General features: G+C 45.6%; 14 protein-coding genes and 1 tRNA gene. 8 read left to right on the plus strand and 7 right to left on the minus strand.

All coding sequences use genetic code 11. The features are described from left to right. The first annotated feature begins 13 nt into the window (after window positions 1-13). A complete protein-coding gene (locus tag KNP87_RS10375; RefSeq protein WP_026833895.1) occupies window positions 14-403 on the plus strand; it encodes a tautomerase family protein in 390 nt (129 codons plus the stop codon). A 67-nt stretch (window positions 404-470) separates the two neighbouring features. Here KNP87_RS10375 and yidD read toward each other — a convergent pair whose 3' ends face one another. Continuing rightward, window positions 471-737, minus strand: a complete 267-nt coding sequence (gene yidD, locus KNP87_RS10380) for a membrane protein insertion efficiency factor YidD (protein WP_131504273.1) — start codon at window positions 735-737, stop codon at window positions 471-473. A gap of 101 nt (window positions 738-838) precedes the next feature. Between yidD and KNP87_RS10385 the strand changes: the two genes are divergently transcribed. From KNP87_RS10385 to KNP87_RS10395, 3 genes are all read left to right on the plus strand, one after another. Continuing rightward, entirely contained in the window at window positions 839-1,804 is a 966-nt protein-coding gene (locus KNP87_RS10385) for a quinone oxidoreductase family protein (RefSeq protein ID WP_214721598.1), read from the plus strand. 217 nt (window positions 1,805-2,021) lie between these two features. After that, on the plus strand, window positions 2,022-4,379 hold the full coding sequence (locus tag KNP87_RS10390) for a YhgE/Pip domain-containing protein (RefSeq protein ID WP_214721599.1): 2,358 nt from the start codon (window positions 2,022-2,024) through the stop codon (window positions 4,377-4,379). Continuing rightward, window positions 4,366-4,926, plus strand: coding sequence for a TetR/AcrR family transcriptional regulator (locus tag KNP87_RS10395; protein ID WP_026833899.1), 561 nt, complete (start codon window positions 4,366-4,368; stop codon window positions 4,924-4,926). Before KNP87_RS10390 ends, KNP87_RS10395 begins: the two co-directional genes overlap by 14 nt. Before the next feature lie 407 nt (window positions 4,927-5,333). Here the strand turns inward: KNP87_RS10395 and KNP87_RS10400 are convergent, their stop codons facing one another. Beyond that, on the minus strand, window positions 5,334-6,068 hold the full coding sequence (locus tag KNP87_RS10400) for a metallophosphoesterase family protein (protein ID WP_214721600.1): 735 nt from the start codon (window positions 6,066-6,068) through the stop codon (window positions 5,334-5,336). A 337-nt stretch (window positions 6,069-6,405) separates the two neighbouring features. Here KNP87_RS10400 and KNP87_RS10405 point away from each other — a divergent pair, with 337 nt between their 5' ends. Continuing rightward, the gene (locus KNP87_RS10405; RefSeq protein ID WP_214721601.1) at window positions 6,406-7,428 is read left to right on the plus strand and encodes a PTS sugar transporter subunit IIC; all 1,023 of its coding nucleotides are present in this window, start codon (window positions 6,406-6,408) and stop codon (window positions 7,426-7,428) included. Between the two features lie 93 nt (window positions 7,429-7,521). Here the strand turns inward: KNP87_RS10405 and KNP87_RS10410 are convergent. Then, window positions 7,522-7,594: transfer RNA gene (locus KNP87_RS10410), tRNA-Val, on the minus strand. A gap of 174 nt (window positions 7,595-7,768) precedes the next feature. On the opposite strand from KNP87_RS10410, the gene KNP87_RS10415 reads away from it, so the two are divergent. Further along, window positions 7,769-10,885 (plus strand): efflux RND transporter permease subunit, encoded by a 3,117-nt coding sequence (locus KNP87_RS10415; protein ID WP_214721602.1) that lies wholly within the window; start codon window positions 7,769-7,771, stop codon window positions 10,883-10,885. Window positions 10,886-10,927: 42 nt separating this feature from the next. On the opposite strand, the gene KNP87_RS10420 is transcribed toward KNP87_RS10415, so the two are convergent. Beyond that, window positions 10,928-11,404, minus strand: a complete 477-nt coding sequence (locus KNP87_RS10420) for a DUF456 domain-containing protein (protein ID WP_214721603.1) — start codon at window positions 11,402-11,404, stop codon at window positions 10,928-10,930. 92 nt (window positions 11,405-11,496) lie between these two features. Beyond that, window positions 11,497-12,309 carry a D-alanyl-D-alanine carboxypeptidase family protein gene (locus KNP87_RS10425; protein WP_214721604.1) on the minus strand — a complete coding sequence of 271 codons (813 nt, stop codon included), beginning with the start codon at window positions 12,307-12,309 and terminating at the stop codon, window positions 11,497-11,499. A gap of 234 nt (window positions 12,310-12,543) precedes the next feature. Between KNP87_RS10425 and KNP87_RS10430 the strand changes: the two genes are divergently transcribed. Both KNP87_RS10430 and KNP87_RS10435 read left to right on the plus strand, forming a co-directional pair. Next, window positions 12,544-13,089: a methyltransferase family protein gene (locus KNP87_RS10430; RefSeq protein WP_214721605.1), complete on the plus strand. Its 546-nt coding sequence runs from the start codon at window positions 12,544-12,546 to the stop codon at window positions 13,087-13,089. Window positions 13,090-13,111: 22 nt separating this feature from the next. Beyond that, window positions 13,112-14,599, plus strand: a complete 1,488-nt coding sequence (locus tag KNP87_RS10435; RefSeq protein WP_214721606.1) for a phytoene desaturase family protein — start codon at window positions 13,112-13,114, stop codon at window positions 14,597-14,599. A gap of 49 nt (window positions 14,600-14,648) precedes the next feature. Here KNP87_RS10435 and KNP87_RS10440 read toward each other — a convergent pair whose 3' ends face one another. Then, complete coding sequence (locus KNP87_RS10440) at window positions 14,649-15,215, minus strand: histidine phosphatase family protein (protein ID WP_214721607.1); 567 nt, start codon at window positions 15,213-15,215, stop codon at window positions 14,649-14,651. Window positions 15,216-15,228: 13 nt separating this feature from the next. After that, on the minus strand, window positions 15,229-15,909 hold the full coding sequence (locus tag KNP87_RS10445; RefSeq protein ID WP_214721608.1) for a response regulator transcription factor: 681 nt from the start codon (window positions 15,907-15,909) through the stop codon (window positions 15,229-15,231).

The raw sequence follows: 15,909 nt of genomic DNA on the forward strand, positions 1-15,909 counted from the left end.
AGGAAGATGTACAATGCCATTACTTCGTTTTGATGTCATCGAAGGACGCTCGGATGAAGAATTAAAGTTATTACTCGATACAGCACATGAAGCGATGCTCGAAGCGTTTGATGTGCCGGAACGGGACCGCTATCAAATCGTTCATACCCACAAAGCAAACGAAATGGTCATCCAAGATACCGGTCTTGGACTCACACGAACGAATCGTGTCGTCCTGATCAGTGTGACGAGTAAGACACGAACCGAGGAAAAGAAACAGGCACTCTACCGTTTACTCGCTGAGCGGCTAGAAGCGGTATGCGGATTGGCGCCAAGTGATTTAATGGTTTCCATTGTTGAAAATGACGCTGCAGATTGGAGCTTTGGTCTCGGCAAAGCACAATTTTTAACAGGTGATCTTTAAAACGTTTTTGCCTTTATAAAAAGGAGTCTGGACTCGAGTGGATGCCGAGTTCAGACTCCTTTTCCAATTACTTTTGTTGTTCTGCCGGATTTTCGCGTTGTACCGGTGCCTTCCAGTCAAAGGTCTCCGGCACAAAATCAAGACCACCCGGATGAAACGGCTGACACCTCATCAATCGTCGGGTCGTTAAATAGCCGCCTTTAATGGCGCCGTGTTTTTCGATTGCTTCTTTCCCGTAATGAGAACACGTCGGATAAAATCGGCACGTCGCCGGTTTCATCGGTGAAATCACTTTCTGATAAAAGTGAATACCGCCAAGCATGATTTTTTTCATTTTTTCCCACCTTCTTTTCCTAACTGTAACGCATATCAAAAGGATTTTCTGTTTGAGTGAATTATACTACTTCTGACAACTACTAAAAAGGAAGTGTACCTATGAAGGCTCTTACGTTTCGCTCCTTCGGAGATTCCAGTGTCCTGACCTATCAAGAACATCCGACGCCTGAACTTCGACCGAATGAAGTATTGATTGAGATGAAAGCCATCGGTCTGAATTTTGCCGACATCTACCGTCGCAAAGGAAATTATCATTTAGAGGGAACACCACCCTATCTGTTAGGATATGAAGGGGCAGGTATCATTACCAAACTTGGAGACGCTGTATCGGATTTGCAGATTGGTCAACGGGTCGCCTTCGCCGATGTTCCAAATGCCAATGCCGAGTTCGTCGCGGCACCATTTGATAAAGTCATTCCGTTACCGGATTCGATTTCTTATGAAACAGCTGCTTCGATCTTATTACAAGGATTGACCGCGCACTATTTGACACGGGACAGTTATGACATCCACCCGCGTGATCTGGTGTTGATTCATGCAGCAGCTGGTGGTGTCGGGCAACTGTTGACACAAATCGTCCGGTTACGCGGTGCGGTTCCAATCGGTCTGACATCCTCGACGGAAAAAGCAGACATCGCGAAACAAAATGGCTGTGAGCATGTGCTCCTGTATGCAGACGATTGGGTTGAACAGATTCTCACGCTGACGCATCAACGAGGGGCTGATGTTGTTTATGAGTCTGTCGGTTCCACGCTGATGGAAAGCTTCCGGGCAACAAAAATCCACGGGACAGTTGTCTTTTACGGTATGGCGGGTGGCGATCCTGTCGCCGTCGATCCCCGCTTGTTGATGGACAGTTCCAAAACGTTGACGGGTGGCGACCTTTGGAATGTCTTGACGACTCGGGAAGAACGGATTCGCCGCGCCGGCGAATTATTCAGTTGGATTGCATCAGATCAATTACAACTCGCTTCCCCTACACTTTTTGCGCTTTCCGATGGTCGACGGGCGCACGATTACCTCGAGAGCCGGCAAAGTACCGGCAAAATTTTGTTGATCCCATGACTGCCAACTAATCACTGAATCATGATCACTCCCTCACTTTGGTGAAGGGAGTTTTTTGATGTTTTCTGTTCTTAATGATTACAAACAGGAAACAGTTCTCTTGCTCAGCAATTCATTTGCTTAAGTAGTTGCATTCCACTTTTAAAAGGCGTAAAGTAAATCTCATCAAAACCAGAAACTCAAATTAGTTTTTAGTTTCAAGAAGGAGATCTGATTTATGTTTCGCTCAGAATGGAAAAAATTAAAAAGCCCGATGATGATTATCGTGATTCTTGCTCTCATCCTTGTGCCGTTCCTTTACAATTCGATCTTTTTATCTGCGTTCTGGGATCCGTACGGTCAAACAGAGAACATTAAAGTAGCCATTGTCAACGAAGACAAGGCGACGAAATTTGAAGGCGAAAAAATTGATATCGGGGATCAATTCGTCAAAAAGCTGAAAAAAAACAACGATTTTGATTGGCAGTATCTGTCCCGTAAAGAAGCCGCAAAACAATTGCGCTCCGGGGATATTTACATGACAGTCGTCATCCCAAAGAAGTTTTCGCATAACGCAACGACTTTACTGGACGATCATCCGAAAAAAATCGAGTTGGAGTATTATCTCAATCCAGCAAAAAACTATTCCGGTACTCAAATTTCAAGTGCCGCTGCTAAACAGTTAAATGAAAAAATCCGTAAATCCGTAACCAAACAATACAGTAGCGCGATTTTTGGATCACTAAAAAAAATCGCTAAAGGATTCGAAGATGCTTCGGAAGGTTCTGCTAAACTCGAGGACGGTGCCAAAAAAACGACAGACGGCGCCAAGACGCTTACGACCAACCTCGGAAAACTGACGAGCGGAACTAATACTCTATCAACGAATTTAACGAAAGCGAATGAGGGTTCTGCTCAAATCTCAACCGGTTTGAACACACTTACTGATGGAACACAAACGCTCGCAGAAAAGTCCGGTGAACTATCAAGTGGTCTGAACCAACTTGATGACAACAGCGCCAAACTGATTAAAGGATCAACAGATCTGCAGGCAGGATCGACTAAACTGCGTCAAGGCATCGAAACAGCTTCCGGTGGAACGACTGAACTTCGCCAAGGTCTTGAGACGGCTTCTGCCGGAGCATCGAAGCTCGACAATAACCTGCCGAAATTTACTGCTGGCCTTAATCAACTAAACGATAAAGCGCAAGAGGTCAATGCGACGATTACAGACTTAAACAATGCAGCTGCGACGTTAAAAACAGACTTAAGTGCACGTCGTGAAGCGATTGAAGCCAATGTCGCTAAAATCAAAGGTGTCATTTCGGCTTCCGAAACTTTATCTGAAGAAGAAAAAAATGCGTTACTTGCATCCATTGCAACCATGGAACAAGATGTACAAAATCTATCGCAACAAGAAACCGCACTTGATGCAAGTCTTGCTGCAGCTAATGACGCCACAGATAAAATTAATCAACTGGCGGTTGGTGGACAAGAAATTGCATCCGGTGTCTCGCAACTGGATGGTGGTTTAGCAGAGCTGCTTGCCGGTTCAAAACGTTTGGAACAAGGACAAGCTCAACTGCTCACTGGAGCTAAAAGCTTAGAACAAGGACAAAACTCGCTCACTCAAGGCTTGACCACCTATACTGACGGTGTTCATAAAGCAGCCGAAGGAAGCACACAGCTGACGGCTGGTGCACAAAAAATTGCAACCGGTACAAATGATGCGAGCACGGCATCCGGCAAATTGACATCAGCACTTGGTCAATTATCTGACGGTGCAGTTTCTCTGTCATCCGGTGCAGGACAATTAACAGACGGTGCTTCCCGTCTCGCGGACGGGAACTCAAAACTCGTCGACGGTGCTAACACCTTAAAAACAGAGCTCGGTAAGGGCGCTAAGGATGCTACCGTCAAGCCGTCCAACGAACGGGACAATATGCTCGCTGAACCGGTTGTCTTAAAAGAACATGACTATTCGACCGTCAACAACTATGGTTCTGGTCTGGCAGCCTATATTCTCAGCATTGCGTTATTTGCCGGTGCCTTAATGTTCTCGTCGGTCTATCAAATCCGTCCGGAACACGGAGAAACATTGACATGGCGTTTCCTTGTCGGGAAATTATCGCTTGTCTTACCGATCGGCGCCTTGCAGGGAATTGCTGCTTCCGCCGCCATCGTCTACGTTCTGGATGCTGACGTCGCAAGCACTCCTGCCCTGTACGGCTTTGCTGCATTGACCGGGATGACGTTCATCACACTGCTGTTTACTTTAACGATGCTCTTCGGTCGTGTCGGCCAATTCAGTGCTTTCTTACTGCTGTTACTGCAAATCGGCGGCAGTGGCGGAACATTCCCGGTCGAAATGACACCAAGCTTCTTCCAGGCGATTCACCGCTTCCTTCCGATGACCTACTCGGTGACCGGTTTCCGGGAAGCACTCGGCATCGGTGTGACGGACACACTTATTTCAAACGGTCAGGTACTTGGTTTGATTCTATTCTCCGCCCTTGCGATCAGCTTTGCTGGTGCTTTAGGCGGGAAACGGATCCTACTTTCGACGAAAGCGAGAAAACGCCATGACACTGTCTGATAAGGAACATTTGATTTTAGATGCGGCAATGGCTTGTTTTTCTGAACTGGGTTATAAAGGAACGACGATTGAACGGATCGCAAAACGCGCTCACGTCGGTAAGCCGACCGTCTATCAATTATTTGAAAGTAAACTCGATTTATTTGAATCGCTTGTTACACGTGTCCTGCAAGAAATGAAGGCCGAAGCTGAGAATGCCTATACAAAAACAGCTTCTGTCGAAGAGAACAAACAGGCGATGATTGATGCGATCGTCAATCATCAACAGCAACATTTGTTCATTCTGCAAATCACCCAAGAGACACACACTTTAAAATTACAGGAAATGTTTGAGTTGCGCGTACGGATTGAGCAGCATATCGTCGAGTACATCAAGAACTTGCTCGAGACACGTTTAGAACTCGAGCAACGTTCTCCGGAAGTTCCGGTCGAAGTGACGGCTTTCTTACTGTTCAAGACCTATATTGCGTTGATTTCTGAATGGCCGTTGATCGGCCCGCCACTCGATTTGAAAACAATCAGCCAAGCGATGTTAAAGTTGTTATAATAAAATAGCCTCTCAATAAATTGAGAGGCTATTTTTGCGTTATCGATTCCCAATCGTACCTGAATGGAGTGTTTTATTTGTCTCAACTTTTACTGTCCAATCTTCTCTTTACGTTAGCTTTACTGGTCTACGTCGTTGTTTCGCTTTTTGATATGTGGAAAGCTTACACCCGTACCAGTTCTAAAACAGATTTTCTATTTTTTATTTTGACGTTAATCACCTTATTTATCGGATTTCTTGCATCCCCTTTTCTCGCACTTGCTTTTCAGTGGAAACGAAGCCGGGCGAAGCGGGTCATCGGGATTCTACTGATTGGTATCCCTTTGACTCTTGTTCTGGTAAGTCGCTTTTTATAATACAAGCGTTCCTGACGAAACGACCCGTAACTTTTTGTGCGGGTCATTTTGTCATGTTCTCCCACCTAAAAAAAGTTTACGCAACAGTTCTTTTTCTGGCATCGGTGCCGCATTAAACGCTTCTAAGTACGGTCGGTCATCATACTCCACTTCAATGACATCCACCTTCCACTCTCCGCCGCTCCGCTCGACTAAGGCGAATGGTGCCACAGCTTCCGGCTGACAGCCGAGCGCTCCCGGGTTTAAGTACGTTACGCCCTCTGCCCGGATGACTTGTTCCGGATGATGGTGTCCAAAACAAATCAGGCTCGCCTGGTGTCCTTTAAACAGATTTGGCAAGGATTGTTCTGTTCCGTCAACCGCTTCCGCCAATGGTTCCTCTCCGATGGGCTTCTGTTCATCCAGATACGCATAATGTGTAAACAATGCTTCCTGTTTCGAAAATGTCTTTCGGACGGTTCTTGAGAGCTGCTCCAAAAAACGTTGATTGTCCGAGGTTAACTGATCGGCAATCCATTGATGATGGTTTTTCGCATGACGGTAACTATCCGGATATTTTTGACCATGTATCAACGCAAGGACATTCTCGTCATGATTCCCGCTGATGGTCGTCATTTGTGGTGTCGATCGCACAATTTCGATGACTTCATTCGTTTGTGGTCCGATACCAATCAAATCTCCGAGACAGAAAATTTCTAAGACGCCTGTTTCTTCCGTTATTCTTTTTAAAACTGCTTCTAATGCCGTTGCATTGCCGTGAATATCTGTAATTACTGCAAATTTCATGTAAACGCCTCCATTACTAATTTAACGCCATTCCTGTCTTTCCCCTTGTTTCATGCGAAAAATTCATGAAAAATAAATTGTCAGAAAATATTGATTATTATTTTTAGCCATGTTAGGCTTAGAAAAATTCACGGAGAGGAGAACACCTTTATGTCTTTACACCAAACTGCAGGCCGACTGATTATTCTATGCTCGAGGGACTGAAACCTTTCCGATTACATTTCGGAATTGATTTTGGGCCCTCCTTTCGATGCATCGAATGAGGCGCCCGCAGGAATGATGGCGCCTATCCGATACCGGATAGGTTTTTTTAATGGCAAAACGAAAAAGAGAGAGGATGAGTGAGTTGAAGGAATATGCGATGGATCGAATGGTGAAAGTGTCTGCCGGTATGGCGAATGCCGTCTTGGTGACGTTAGGAGTAGGATTATTGATTGAAACGTTCGGCAACTTGTTACATATTGAGATGCTGTTGACGATTGGCGGTGTTGCCAAGGTCCTGCTCGCACCTGCTCTTGGAGCCGGCATCGCTTATCAACTTGGCGGGAATACACTTGTTTTATTCAGTGCCATGATTGCCGCAACGATTGGCGGAGCGGCACTTCAGCCAACGGACGCCGGACTTGTCCTCGTGCCGGGTCAACCAATCAGTGCATTGCTCGCTGCTGCCGTCGCCGTATTCGTCGGTAAACGGATGACCGGAAAAACCAAATTCGATATGATGGTCATTCCCGTCAGCGCCGTTCTTGCCGGTGGTGTGACAGGCATCGCTGCCGCTGCTGTTACGACACCTTTATTAACACGATTCAGTGCTATGGTCACGACATCCGTCGAATCTTCTCCAATCGCGACATCACTTGTCATCGCCCTTATTTTTAGTGTCTTATTGATGTCACCTGCTTCATCTGCTGCACTCGCGATTGCTCTTCAGCTCGATCCCGTCGCCAGTGCTGCCGCCTTGATCGGCTGCTCCGCCCAGTTCGTCGGCTTTACGTTGATGGCATATCGTCAGACCGATCCCGGTGGATTGATTGCTTCTTTCTTCGTCACACCAAAAGTCCAGTTCCCAAATATCGTCAAAAATCCACGACTTGTCGTCGCTCCGTTCTTGGCTGCCATGATTTCAGCGCCGATCGCGACACTTGTTCTCTCACTAGAAGTACCCTACGAATTAGCGGGACTTGGTCTAAACTCAATGATTGCGCCGCTCAACATCTTCGTCAATCAAGGATTCAATGCCTTCCTTGTCTTTTTCGCAACCGGCGTGCTTCTTCCCGGTATTTTGACGCTCGTCTTTTACCGGATGACGACGATGGCCGGTTGGACAAAAATGGGCGATCTTCGTTTAGAGATCCAATAAGGCTCAGTTGCTATTCCTTTCATTGTTAATGAAGGAATAGCTTTTTTATACAAAAAAAATCCCGTTCATCAAAAGATGAACGGGATTTTGGTATGATTCTGACTGGGCTCGAACCAGCGACCTCTACCCTGTCAAGGTAGCGCTCTCCCAGCTGAGCTACAGAATCATGTGATGTCGTACTGGGTATATGTTTATTATAGCAACATATCGAAATGTGTAAAGTATTTTTTATGATTTTCTTTTATTTTTTTTCTTCTGCGGCAACAGTTCAAAGTTGCAGGGTTTTCCTCCGTCCTCTACTATGTAAATAAGCACATATAAAATAAAGGAGGGGTACCCGTTGAATTTTTTAACAAGATTTAGTTTGAAGAACTCAGTTGCCGTGTTTATTATTGCCATTCTTTTAATTTTAGGCGGCGTGTATTCGTTTACTCAACTCAAAGTAGATCAGTTTCCTGAAATCGAATTTCCTCAAATTTCAGTAGAAGCCGTTTATCCAGGTGCATCCCCAGATGATGTCGACAAACAAGTCGTCTCAAAACTGGAAACCGCACTCAAAGGAGTCGAAGGCTCCACCAAAATTACAAGCTCTGCCTATGAAAGTATCGGGATCATCAATATCGAATTCCCATTTGATACGGATATGGACAAGGTCGAGCAACAAATTGATGCTGCCATCCAAGATGCAAATCTTCCGGAAGAAGCAACAACAAAGTTAAATCGTTTTTCATTCGGATCGTTCCCGATCTACAACATTTCCTTCTTTAGTAAAGATGGAAAAGAAATTGAATCCTTATTAAAGGATGAAATCGAACCAGAACTCAATAAAATTCCCGGCATCAACAGTGTTTCCGTTGGTGGTTACAAAGACGACCTCGTTCAAATCACTGTCGACAATGATAAGGCGACCGCTGCCGGCTTGTCGTTAACCAGCATCAAAGAACAAATCAATGCCAAATACGTATCGTTCCCGTCTGGTCAACTTGCAGAAGGTGATTCAAAAATCCCGATTCGGGTCGAAGAAAAGCTGGAAAACTTAGATAAGTTAAAAAATCTTCAGCTGACATCTACTGTTGCGTCAAGTCCGGCAACAGGCGCCCCATCAGGTCCTCCTGCAGGAGGATCCGGTTCAGAAGCCGGAGCACCGGGTGCAACAGGTGCACCAGAAGAAGCAGAACCAGCAGAACCAATCCGTCTCGGAGATATCGCAGAAATCGAAGCCGTTTCCGAGCAAAGTGAAAAAACACGTTACAATTTAAAAGATTCGTTATCGATGGCCATCACGAAAAAACAAGATGCCAACACTGTTGAAATTGCAGATGGTGTCACAAACATCTTGAACAAATACGATGATCAAATCGATTATACGATTGGAATCGATTCAGCTAAAGATATTGAGGAATCGGTTGCCACTCTCGTAAAAGAAGGATTACTCGGTGCCTTGTTTGCTTCTCTTGCCGTCCTCCTCTTCTTACGAAACATCCGGGCGACCATCATTGCCATCGTCTCAATCCCGCTGTCGATTTTAATTGCGGCGATCTTCTTGAACTGGCAGGACATCTCGTTAAATATCATGACCCTTGGTGGTATGGCGGTTGCGGTCGGTCGTGTCGTCGATGATAGTATCGTTGTCATTGAAAATATCTTCCGACGGGTCCGAAAATCAGATTCAGGTATGACGAATGAAATCATCGAGCAATCGACGAAAGAGATCTTAAAAGCAATCACGTCTTCTACCTTGACGACCGTCGTTGTCTTTTTACCAATCGGTTTTGTCGGTGGTATTACAGGGAAGTTCTTCCTGCCATTCGCCTTGACGATCATCTTCTCGTTGCTCGCTTCGCTTCTCGTTGCGATCACGATTGTACCGATCTTAGCGAAATTTGCCTTCAAAAAAGTACCTGCTGAAGAAAAAGAAGGTGCCTTGCAACGTTGGTACGGAAAACTGATTGAAAAATCACTGTCGCATAAAGCGATCATTCTCGTCGTTTCATTCCTATTGCTTGGCGGTTCGCTTGCGATCGTGCCGCAACTCGGGTTTACGTTCATTCCAAACGAAGCTTCCAAAACATTGACGGCTTCGCTTGAACTTCCCGCTGCAACGTCTCTTGAGAAAACAAGTGATGTTTCGCTTAACATGGAAAAGATGTTCGACCAGGAAGACGCGATTGCGGATGTCACGACTTCAGTCGGTGCCCGTGATTTCACGACAGGTCTGCGTCTTGATAACAAAGCAAGTTACTTCTTGAATCTAAAAGACGGCGCTGATGTCGAACAGACGATCAAGTCGCTCGAAACACAGATGGAAGACATTGCGAAAGAAGACGACGTTGATGTTAAAATCAGTATCGCTGAACTTTCGACAGGTGGTCCGCCATCGAACAACAATGTCGACGTCGACCTATTCTCAACGGATCTTGAAGCGTTACAACAAGCAGCAAAACTCGTTGAAGATAACATGACTAAAAACAACGATTTGAAATACGTCACGAATAACTTCAGCGAGAAACAGAAACAGTTCCTCGTTGAGATTGATTCTGAAAAAGCAAGTGATCGTGGTTTATCCGGCTTCCAGATTCTTGGTACGGTCAACGATCAAACCAAACCGGTTACCGTAGGAACGCTTAACCTCGACGATAAAGACCAAAACGTTCAATTGTCTTACCAAGAAGATTTGACATCAAAAGCAGATCTTGAAAACGTACAATTGTTCTCGGCAGCTGGTCCTGTCTCCTTAAAAGATGTCGCAACAGTAAACGAAGTCGAGACATTCACGTCGATTCAGAAACTGGATGGAAAAGTGTACGCACGTGTTTCTGGACAAGTGAAGGGCGATAACGTCCAAACGGTTTCAAGCGACGTCAAAGCAGACGTCGAAAAAATCGACTTGCCAGACGGTGTCTCGTTAACGAGTGGTGGCGGAAACGACGATACAGTCGAAATCTTCCAATCGCTTGGTATTGCCATCGTCGTCGCTATCGGACTTGTCTACTTGACGATGCTGATCACGTTCGGAAAAGCACGGATTCCGTTCATCATCTTGTCATCGCTCATCTTCGTTCCGATCGGCTCACTCGTCACCTTGTTCTTGGCAAACGAGCCGTTATCCGTCAGTGTTATGATTGGTTTCTTGATGCTCATCGGTATCGTAACGACCAATGCCATCGTACTCGTCGACCGGATTGGACAGAATGTCACACGTGGTTTACCAATCCGCGAATCGTTGATCGAAGCCGGTAAAACACGACTTCGCCCAATCTTAATGACAGCATTCGCAACCATCATGGCCCTTGTTCCGCTGGCACTCACTACGTCATCCGGCACATTGATTTCAAAAGGTCTCGCCTTGACGGTCATCGGTGGATTAACGACTTCAACGCTCTTGACGTTGATCATCGTCCCTGTCGTCTACGAACTGTTCTTCTTCAAAAAAGTGAAAAAAGAACGTCAGTCCTAACAAAAAATCCTTCTCTCATTCATGAGGGAAGGATTTTTTTATTTATTTTTCGAGTACTTCATCGGTTCGATCAATCGTTCCGTTATGCTTAGCGACAAGACCGTCCAGTACAGACGATTCAAATTCTTCACCAATCGCAATGATTCCTGTTTTTCCGGGTGGAATCACACCGAGTGTGCGTTTAAACGTTTCCTGGACAGCTTGATTTTCTTTTAAATCCTTCGAGCCGCCAATCAACATTCCTGTCATCGAGCCTAACAGAATGCCGAACGGTCCTCCAAGAATCCCGACAGCCATCCCAATTAAGGAACCTTTGAAGGCTTTATTGGAGCCACTTAAATCAACCGCATCTTCAAACGAAAACGCTCCGCTTTCACTTCGTTTAATAACAGCGATTTGTTCAAAATCAACTTGACCGTTAGCGTGATACTTTTTGAGTTCACTGAACACTTGATACGATGTCGCCTCTTCTTCGAATGTAAAGGTAATGATATGATGCTTCTCTTCTTTTTTAGCCACAGCTTCCACCTCTTTCACACAAGACAGACCGCAACTGTTGACGATGAGTGACACACCATTTATTTACCATTCGTCGCTTGAAACGAAACCTGTTACGGCGTCATCGGTTTCCCCGGTTCCAACTTGTAGTATTCTTCCATCGTCAAGCCGCTCACCTTCAACTGGGCAGCAAGCGTCGCCCCGACATAACGAAAATGCCAGCTTTCATACGTATAGCCGGTCCATGATTCTTTACCGAGCGGATAGCGGAGATGGAACCCGTAACGGTGGGCATTCGCAGCCAGCCATTTTGCCTCTTTTGTACTCGAGAAGCTGAACTTCGCATATTTGGAAGAGTCTGCTCCGCCGATATCAAAACCAAGTCCTGTCTGATGCTCACTTTTCCCGGGTTGTGCACTGTACGTACTTGCTTTTTCAAAACCATCCCGTGCCACATACTTGTCAAAGAGGGCTTTTTGATAGGCATACGAACGGTATGTACTGAATGCAACCAGAGTGATTTTTTCTTTTTTGGCAGCGAGCCTCATCTTTTCAAAGGCAGCTCGCGCCACCGTACTCTCGCCGGGAGCGTATGATGAACGAAGTGGGTAATTCGGATTGACGATCAACGTCTTACCGATGCGTAATCCGCCGATTTGTTGATCGGTCAGTAAATATTTTGAGCTGGCATAGCCTGTCTTCGTTCCATACCGTACTTTCGACCAGGTTCCGAGTCGGCTGATCTCGTTTACATAGACGCCCGTCGGAATGACCGTGACGACCGCTTTTTCCGTCGATGCACCGGCCCGCAGGTTAAGGGGTGTTTTCGCTTGACGGTAACTCGAAGCTTCTGCCGCGAGAGAAAAGCTGACCGTTGACGTGACGACTGCTAATAAAACGAGCACCGTTTGTTTCATCTTTTTCATGGTTCGTATAAACTCCTTTTTTCAAGAACAGGGTAATGAATCTTTGATTTTAGAATAACATTCATTTCAAGACGTCACCATTTTTTGTTCATGGTGTAATCAAAATGAATTAATTCCCTGTTTTATTCAAATGAATGCGTTCTCGATGATTGAATCTCGTCTGGTTCGGGTAAATATCGGTTGTATGCGTTTTCTTTGAATAATGATTGGCATCAGTCAAGGGGGCGAATCTTCATGACCATTTTAGATGGGGTATTCATCGCCGTCTCCGTATTTTGGTTGCTCGAACTGTTTCTTTTTCGAAACCGGCAGAAAGAACCGTCTCCACTTGAAGAACGACGAAGTTTTTACTCCATTTTGGCTACTTTAGTCGTTACGATTCTGTTGTCCATTTTGTTCAGCAGATCAGAACCATCCGTCCTATTACAACAAATCGGACTCACCTTCTTAAGTATTGGGGTTCTGTTGCGTTATTGGGGAATTTATCATCTGAAACATCAATTTACCCGTCACGTTGCAGTCAATCCGGGAGATCAACTCGTCAGTACAGGTCCTTATCGTGCCTTACGCCACCCGCTTTACACCGGTTTACTTTTCATCACGGCCGGCTTTCCCCTGTACTTCGGAAACGTGATATTGACGTTATTCGCGACAGTGCTGATGTTTTTTGCTTTATTACATCGCATTCGAATCGAAGAACGGCTGTTAACAGAAGGCTTCGGACCGGCTTACACTGCATGGGCACGTAAAAGAAAACGATTAATTCCGTTCATTTACTAACACATAAGGAGATGTGATTTTTTTGAAAAAACAAGCTGTAGTCATTGGAGCAGGTTTAGCAGGTATGTCCGCCGCAATTCGCCTCGCAGGAGACGGATACAACGTCACGATGCTTGAGCAAAATGGAAATGTTGGCGGGAAGTTGAACCAACGGAGCGGTCAAGGGTTTACCTTTGATACCGGTCCATCCATCTTGACAATGCCTTGGGTGCTCGAACAACTCTTTACGAGTGTGCATCGTCGCCTGGACGATTACTTAGAAATTGAACGAATCGAACCGCAATGGCGGACATTTTTCGAAGACGGTACACAGCTCGATGTCAAAGGTGACTTGCCGGGGATGCTCGAAGAGTTTAAAAAAGTCTCTGATCAAGCTGACTTCGTCGAACTGTTCAGCTATTCGAAAAAAATGTATGATCTCTGCTTAGACAGCTTTTATAAATATAGTCTCGAAGATTTAAAAGACTTAAAAAAATACCATACGATGTCGGAACTACTGAAGATGGATCCACTTAATACTGTTGCAAGTGGTACAAAAAAACATCTCAATAACAAGTATCTCGAACAGTTGTTCAACTATATGGTCATGTACGTCGGATCTAACCCGTACGAAGCACCTGCTGTCTTCAATCAAATGATTTATGTTCAGATGGGGCTCGGCATCTATTACGTCAAAGGCGGCATGTACAATATTGCCCGTGCGATGAAAACCGTCCTTGATGAGCTTCGTGTGACGGTTCACGTCAACACACCGGTTGAGCGGGTCGTCACGGAAGGAAAACGCGCGGTTGGCGTGGAAGCAAAAGACGGTACTTTCTATCCGGCTGACGTCGTCGTGTCGAATCTTGAAGTCATTCCGACGTATCAGCGTCTCGTTGCTGACAAAAAAGGACCGAAACAGGCTAAAAAACTAAATCAATCGTTTGTCCCATCTGTCTCAGGTCTTGTTCTCCTCCTTGGTGTCAATCGCGAATACAAAGACTTAAAACATCATAACTTCTTCTTCTCCGACGATCCGGAGCGTGAATTCGCGCAAATGTTCAAGGACGGTGTACCACCGGAAGATCCAACGATTTATGTCGGTGTTTCGTCTAAATCCGATGCTTCGCAGGCGCCAGAAGGAAAGGATAACTTGTTTGTCCTGACACACGTTCCGCCTCTGACGAAACAAGGTGGAGAAACCGATTGGGATGCTTACCGCGAAGTTGTTCTCGACAAGTTGGAACGCATGGGGGTAACCGATTTACGGGAAGCGATCGAGTTCGAATACCGTTTCACACCGGAAGATTTACAATCGTTGTACGGTCCAAATGGCGGCTCCATTTATGGAGTGGCTGCCGACCGGAAAAAGAATGGTGGATTCAAAATCCCTTCGAAAAGTGATCTGTATGAAGGGCTCTATTTTGTCGGTGGATCGACGCATCCGGGCGGAGGCGTACCGATGGTCACATTGTCTGGTCAGCTCACGGCTGATTTAATCCAGAAACATGAAAATCCCGTCAAAGCGTGATAACTACTAAAACAGGAGACCGTCCCTTACGAGGGATGATCTCCTGTTTTTATTTTGATGATGAAGCTAGGGATACTTCTTCGATTTGAAGACATGTCTCGCCGTCAAATACTAAACGATAAACGGCTGGCATCGCTAAACGCGACCAAAAAGAATAATCGTATGCCGGATCAAAATGTTGCATCGACAACACCATGATATTCCCGTGTGTCCCGACGACAACTGTCTCATTTGTGTGTTTCCTGACCAACTGCTGCGCACCTGCAAGAACACGGTGCTGTGCAATGTCGTTTGATTCTCCGCCGTATGGATTTTTGTCCGGGTGATTCCAGACGTACTCGACAGCTTGCTGAAAATCATCCAATTGACCGGGAGCCAGTAATCGTTCTTGAAATGCTTCCGCCTCCTCGATCGGCAGTCCATAATGTTCCGCTACCGGTTGAACGGTTTCGATTGCCCGCCGGTACGGACTCGCATAGATGTAATCCGGTTGAACCTCTCGAAAAAGTGAAATCAGTTGTTTGGCGTCAGCCATGCCCCGCTTGGATAAAGGTCGTGCTTTTTCGTCCGGTGAATAGGTTGAATGAGCATGCCTTACTAAATAGATGGTTGTCATGGTGTCTCCCTTCTCAACTCTCAGTTGTTGTTTCGAGCAATCGATACCCCACTCCACGAACCGTCTCTAAATGAACATCGATTGGAAACCCGGCACGGCGTAATTTTTCGCGCAGGTGGCGGATATGTGAATCGATGGTTCGGGGTTCGATTGATTGATCATCTCCCCACAGTGAAAGGACGAGCTGCTCTCTCGATAAAATACGATTCTTCGAGCCGAGCAATTTCCCCAACAGTTGAAATTCCGTTTTGGTCAGGAGAATTTTTTGCTGGTTGAATTCACAACGGTACGCAGCAACATCATAAGACAATCCATGAAATGTCTCTTGTTCCTGTTTGACTCGACCAATCAATAGTTCGATACGTGCCAGTAGTTCTCCTTCATGGATCGGTTTCGCGACGTAGTCATCTGCCCCTACTTCATGACCTCGTAAAATGTCCTCTTTTTGATTACGTGCCGTCACCATGATGATTGGAAAATCAGCAACCCGTCGGATTTTTTGGCATAATATCCATCCATCCATTTCAGGCATCATGACATCCAACAAGGCCAAGTCGATCGGTACGGTTCGAACAAGCTCTAACGCTTTTTGGGCTGAATCGACCAAATGACAGGTATGCCCATAAGGTGCCAGATATAACTTCATCAATTGAAGCATCCGTGGTTCATCATCTACGATTAATATTCGTGCCAT

It is taken from the genome of Exiguobacterium sp. s192, from assembly GCF_018618795.1.
GTDB classification, from domain to species: domain Bacteria; phylum Bacillota; class Bacilli; order Exiguobacteriales; family Exiguobacteriaceae; genus Exiguobacterium_A; species Exiguobacterium_A undae.

What these genes read in the sequence shown, in the direction of transcription:
- KNP87_RS10375 (WP_026833895.1), top strand. Translation starts at nt 14, where the DNA reads ATGCCATTACTTCGTTTTGATGTCATCGAAGGACGCTCGGATGAAGAA.
- yidD (WP_131504273.1), bottom strand. Translation starts at nt 737, where the DNA reads ATGAAAAAAATCATGCTTGGCGGTATTCACTTTTATCAGAAAGTGATT.
- KNP87_RS10385 (WP_214721598.1), top strand. Translation starts at nt 839, where the DNA reads ATGAAGGCTCTTACGTTTCGCTCCTTCGGAGATTCCAGTGTCCTGACC.
- KNP87_RS10390 (WP_214721599.1), top strand. Translation starts at nt 2,022, where the DNA reads ATGTTTCGCTCAGAATGGAAAAAATTAAAAAGCCCGATGATGATTATC.
- KNP87_RS10395 (WP_026833899.1), top strand. Translation starts at nt 4,366, where the DNA reads ATGACACTGTCTGATAAGGAACATTTGATTTTAGATGCGGCAATGGCT.
- KNP87_RS10400 (WP_214721600.1), bottom strand. Translation starts at nt 6,068, where the DNA reads ATGAAATTTGCAGTAATTACAGATATTCACGGCAATGCAACGGCATTA.
- KNP87_RS10405 (WP_214721601.1), top strand. Translation starts at nt 6,406, where the DNA reads ATGAGTGAGTTGAAGGAATATGCGATGGATCGAATGGTGAAAGTGTCT.
- KNP87_RS10425 (WP_214721604.1), bottom strand. Translation starts at nt 12,309, where the DNA reads ATGAAAAAGATGAAACAAACGGTGCTCGTTTTATTAGCAGTCGTCACG.
- KNP87_RS10430 (WP_214721605.1), top strand. Translation starts at nt 12,544, where the DNA reads ATGACCATTTTAGATGGGGTATTCATCGCCGTCTCCGTATTTTGGTTG.
- KNP87_RS10440 (WP_214721607.1), bottom strand. Translation starts at nt 15,215, where the DNA reads ATGACAACCATCTATTTAGTAAGGCATGCTCATTCAACCTATTCACCG.
- KNP87_RS10445 (WP_214721608.1), bottom strand. Translation starts at nt 15,909, where the DNA reads ATGGCACGAATATTAATCGTAGATGATGAACCACGGATGCTTCAATTG.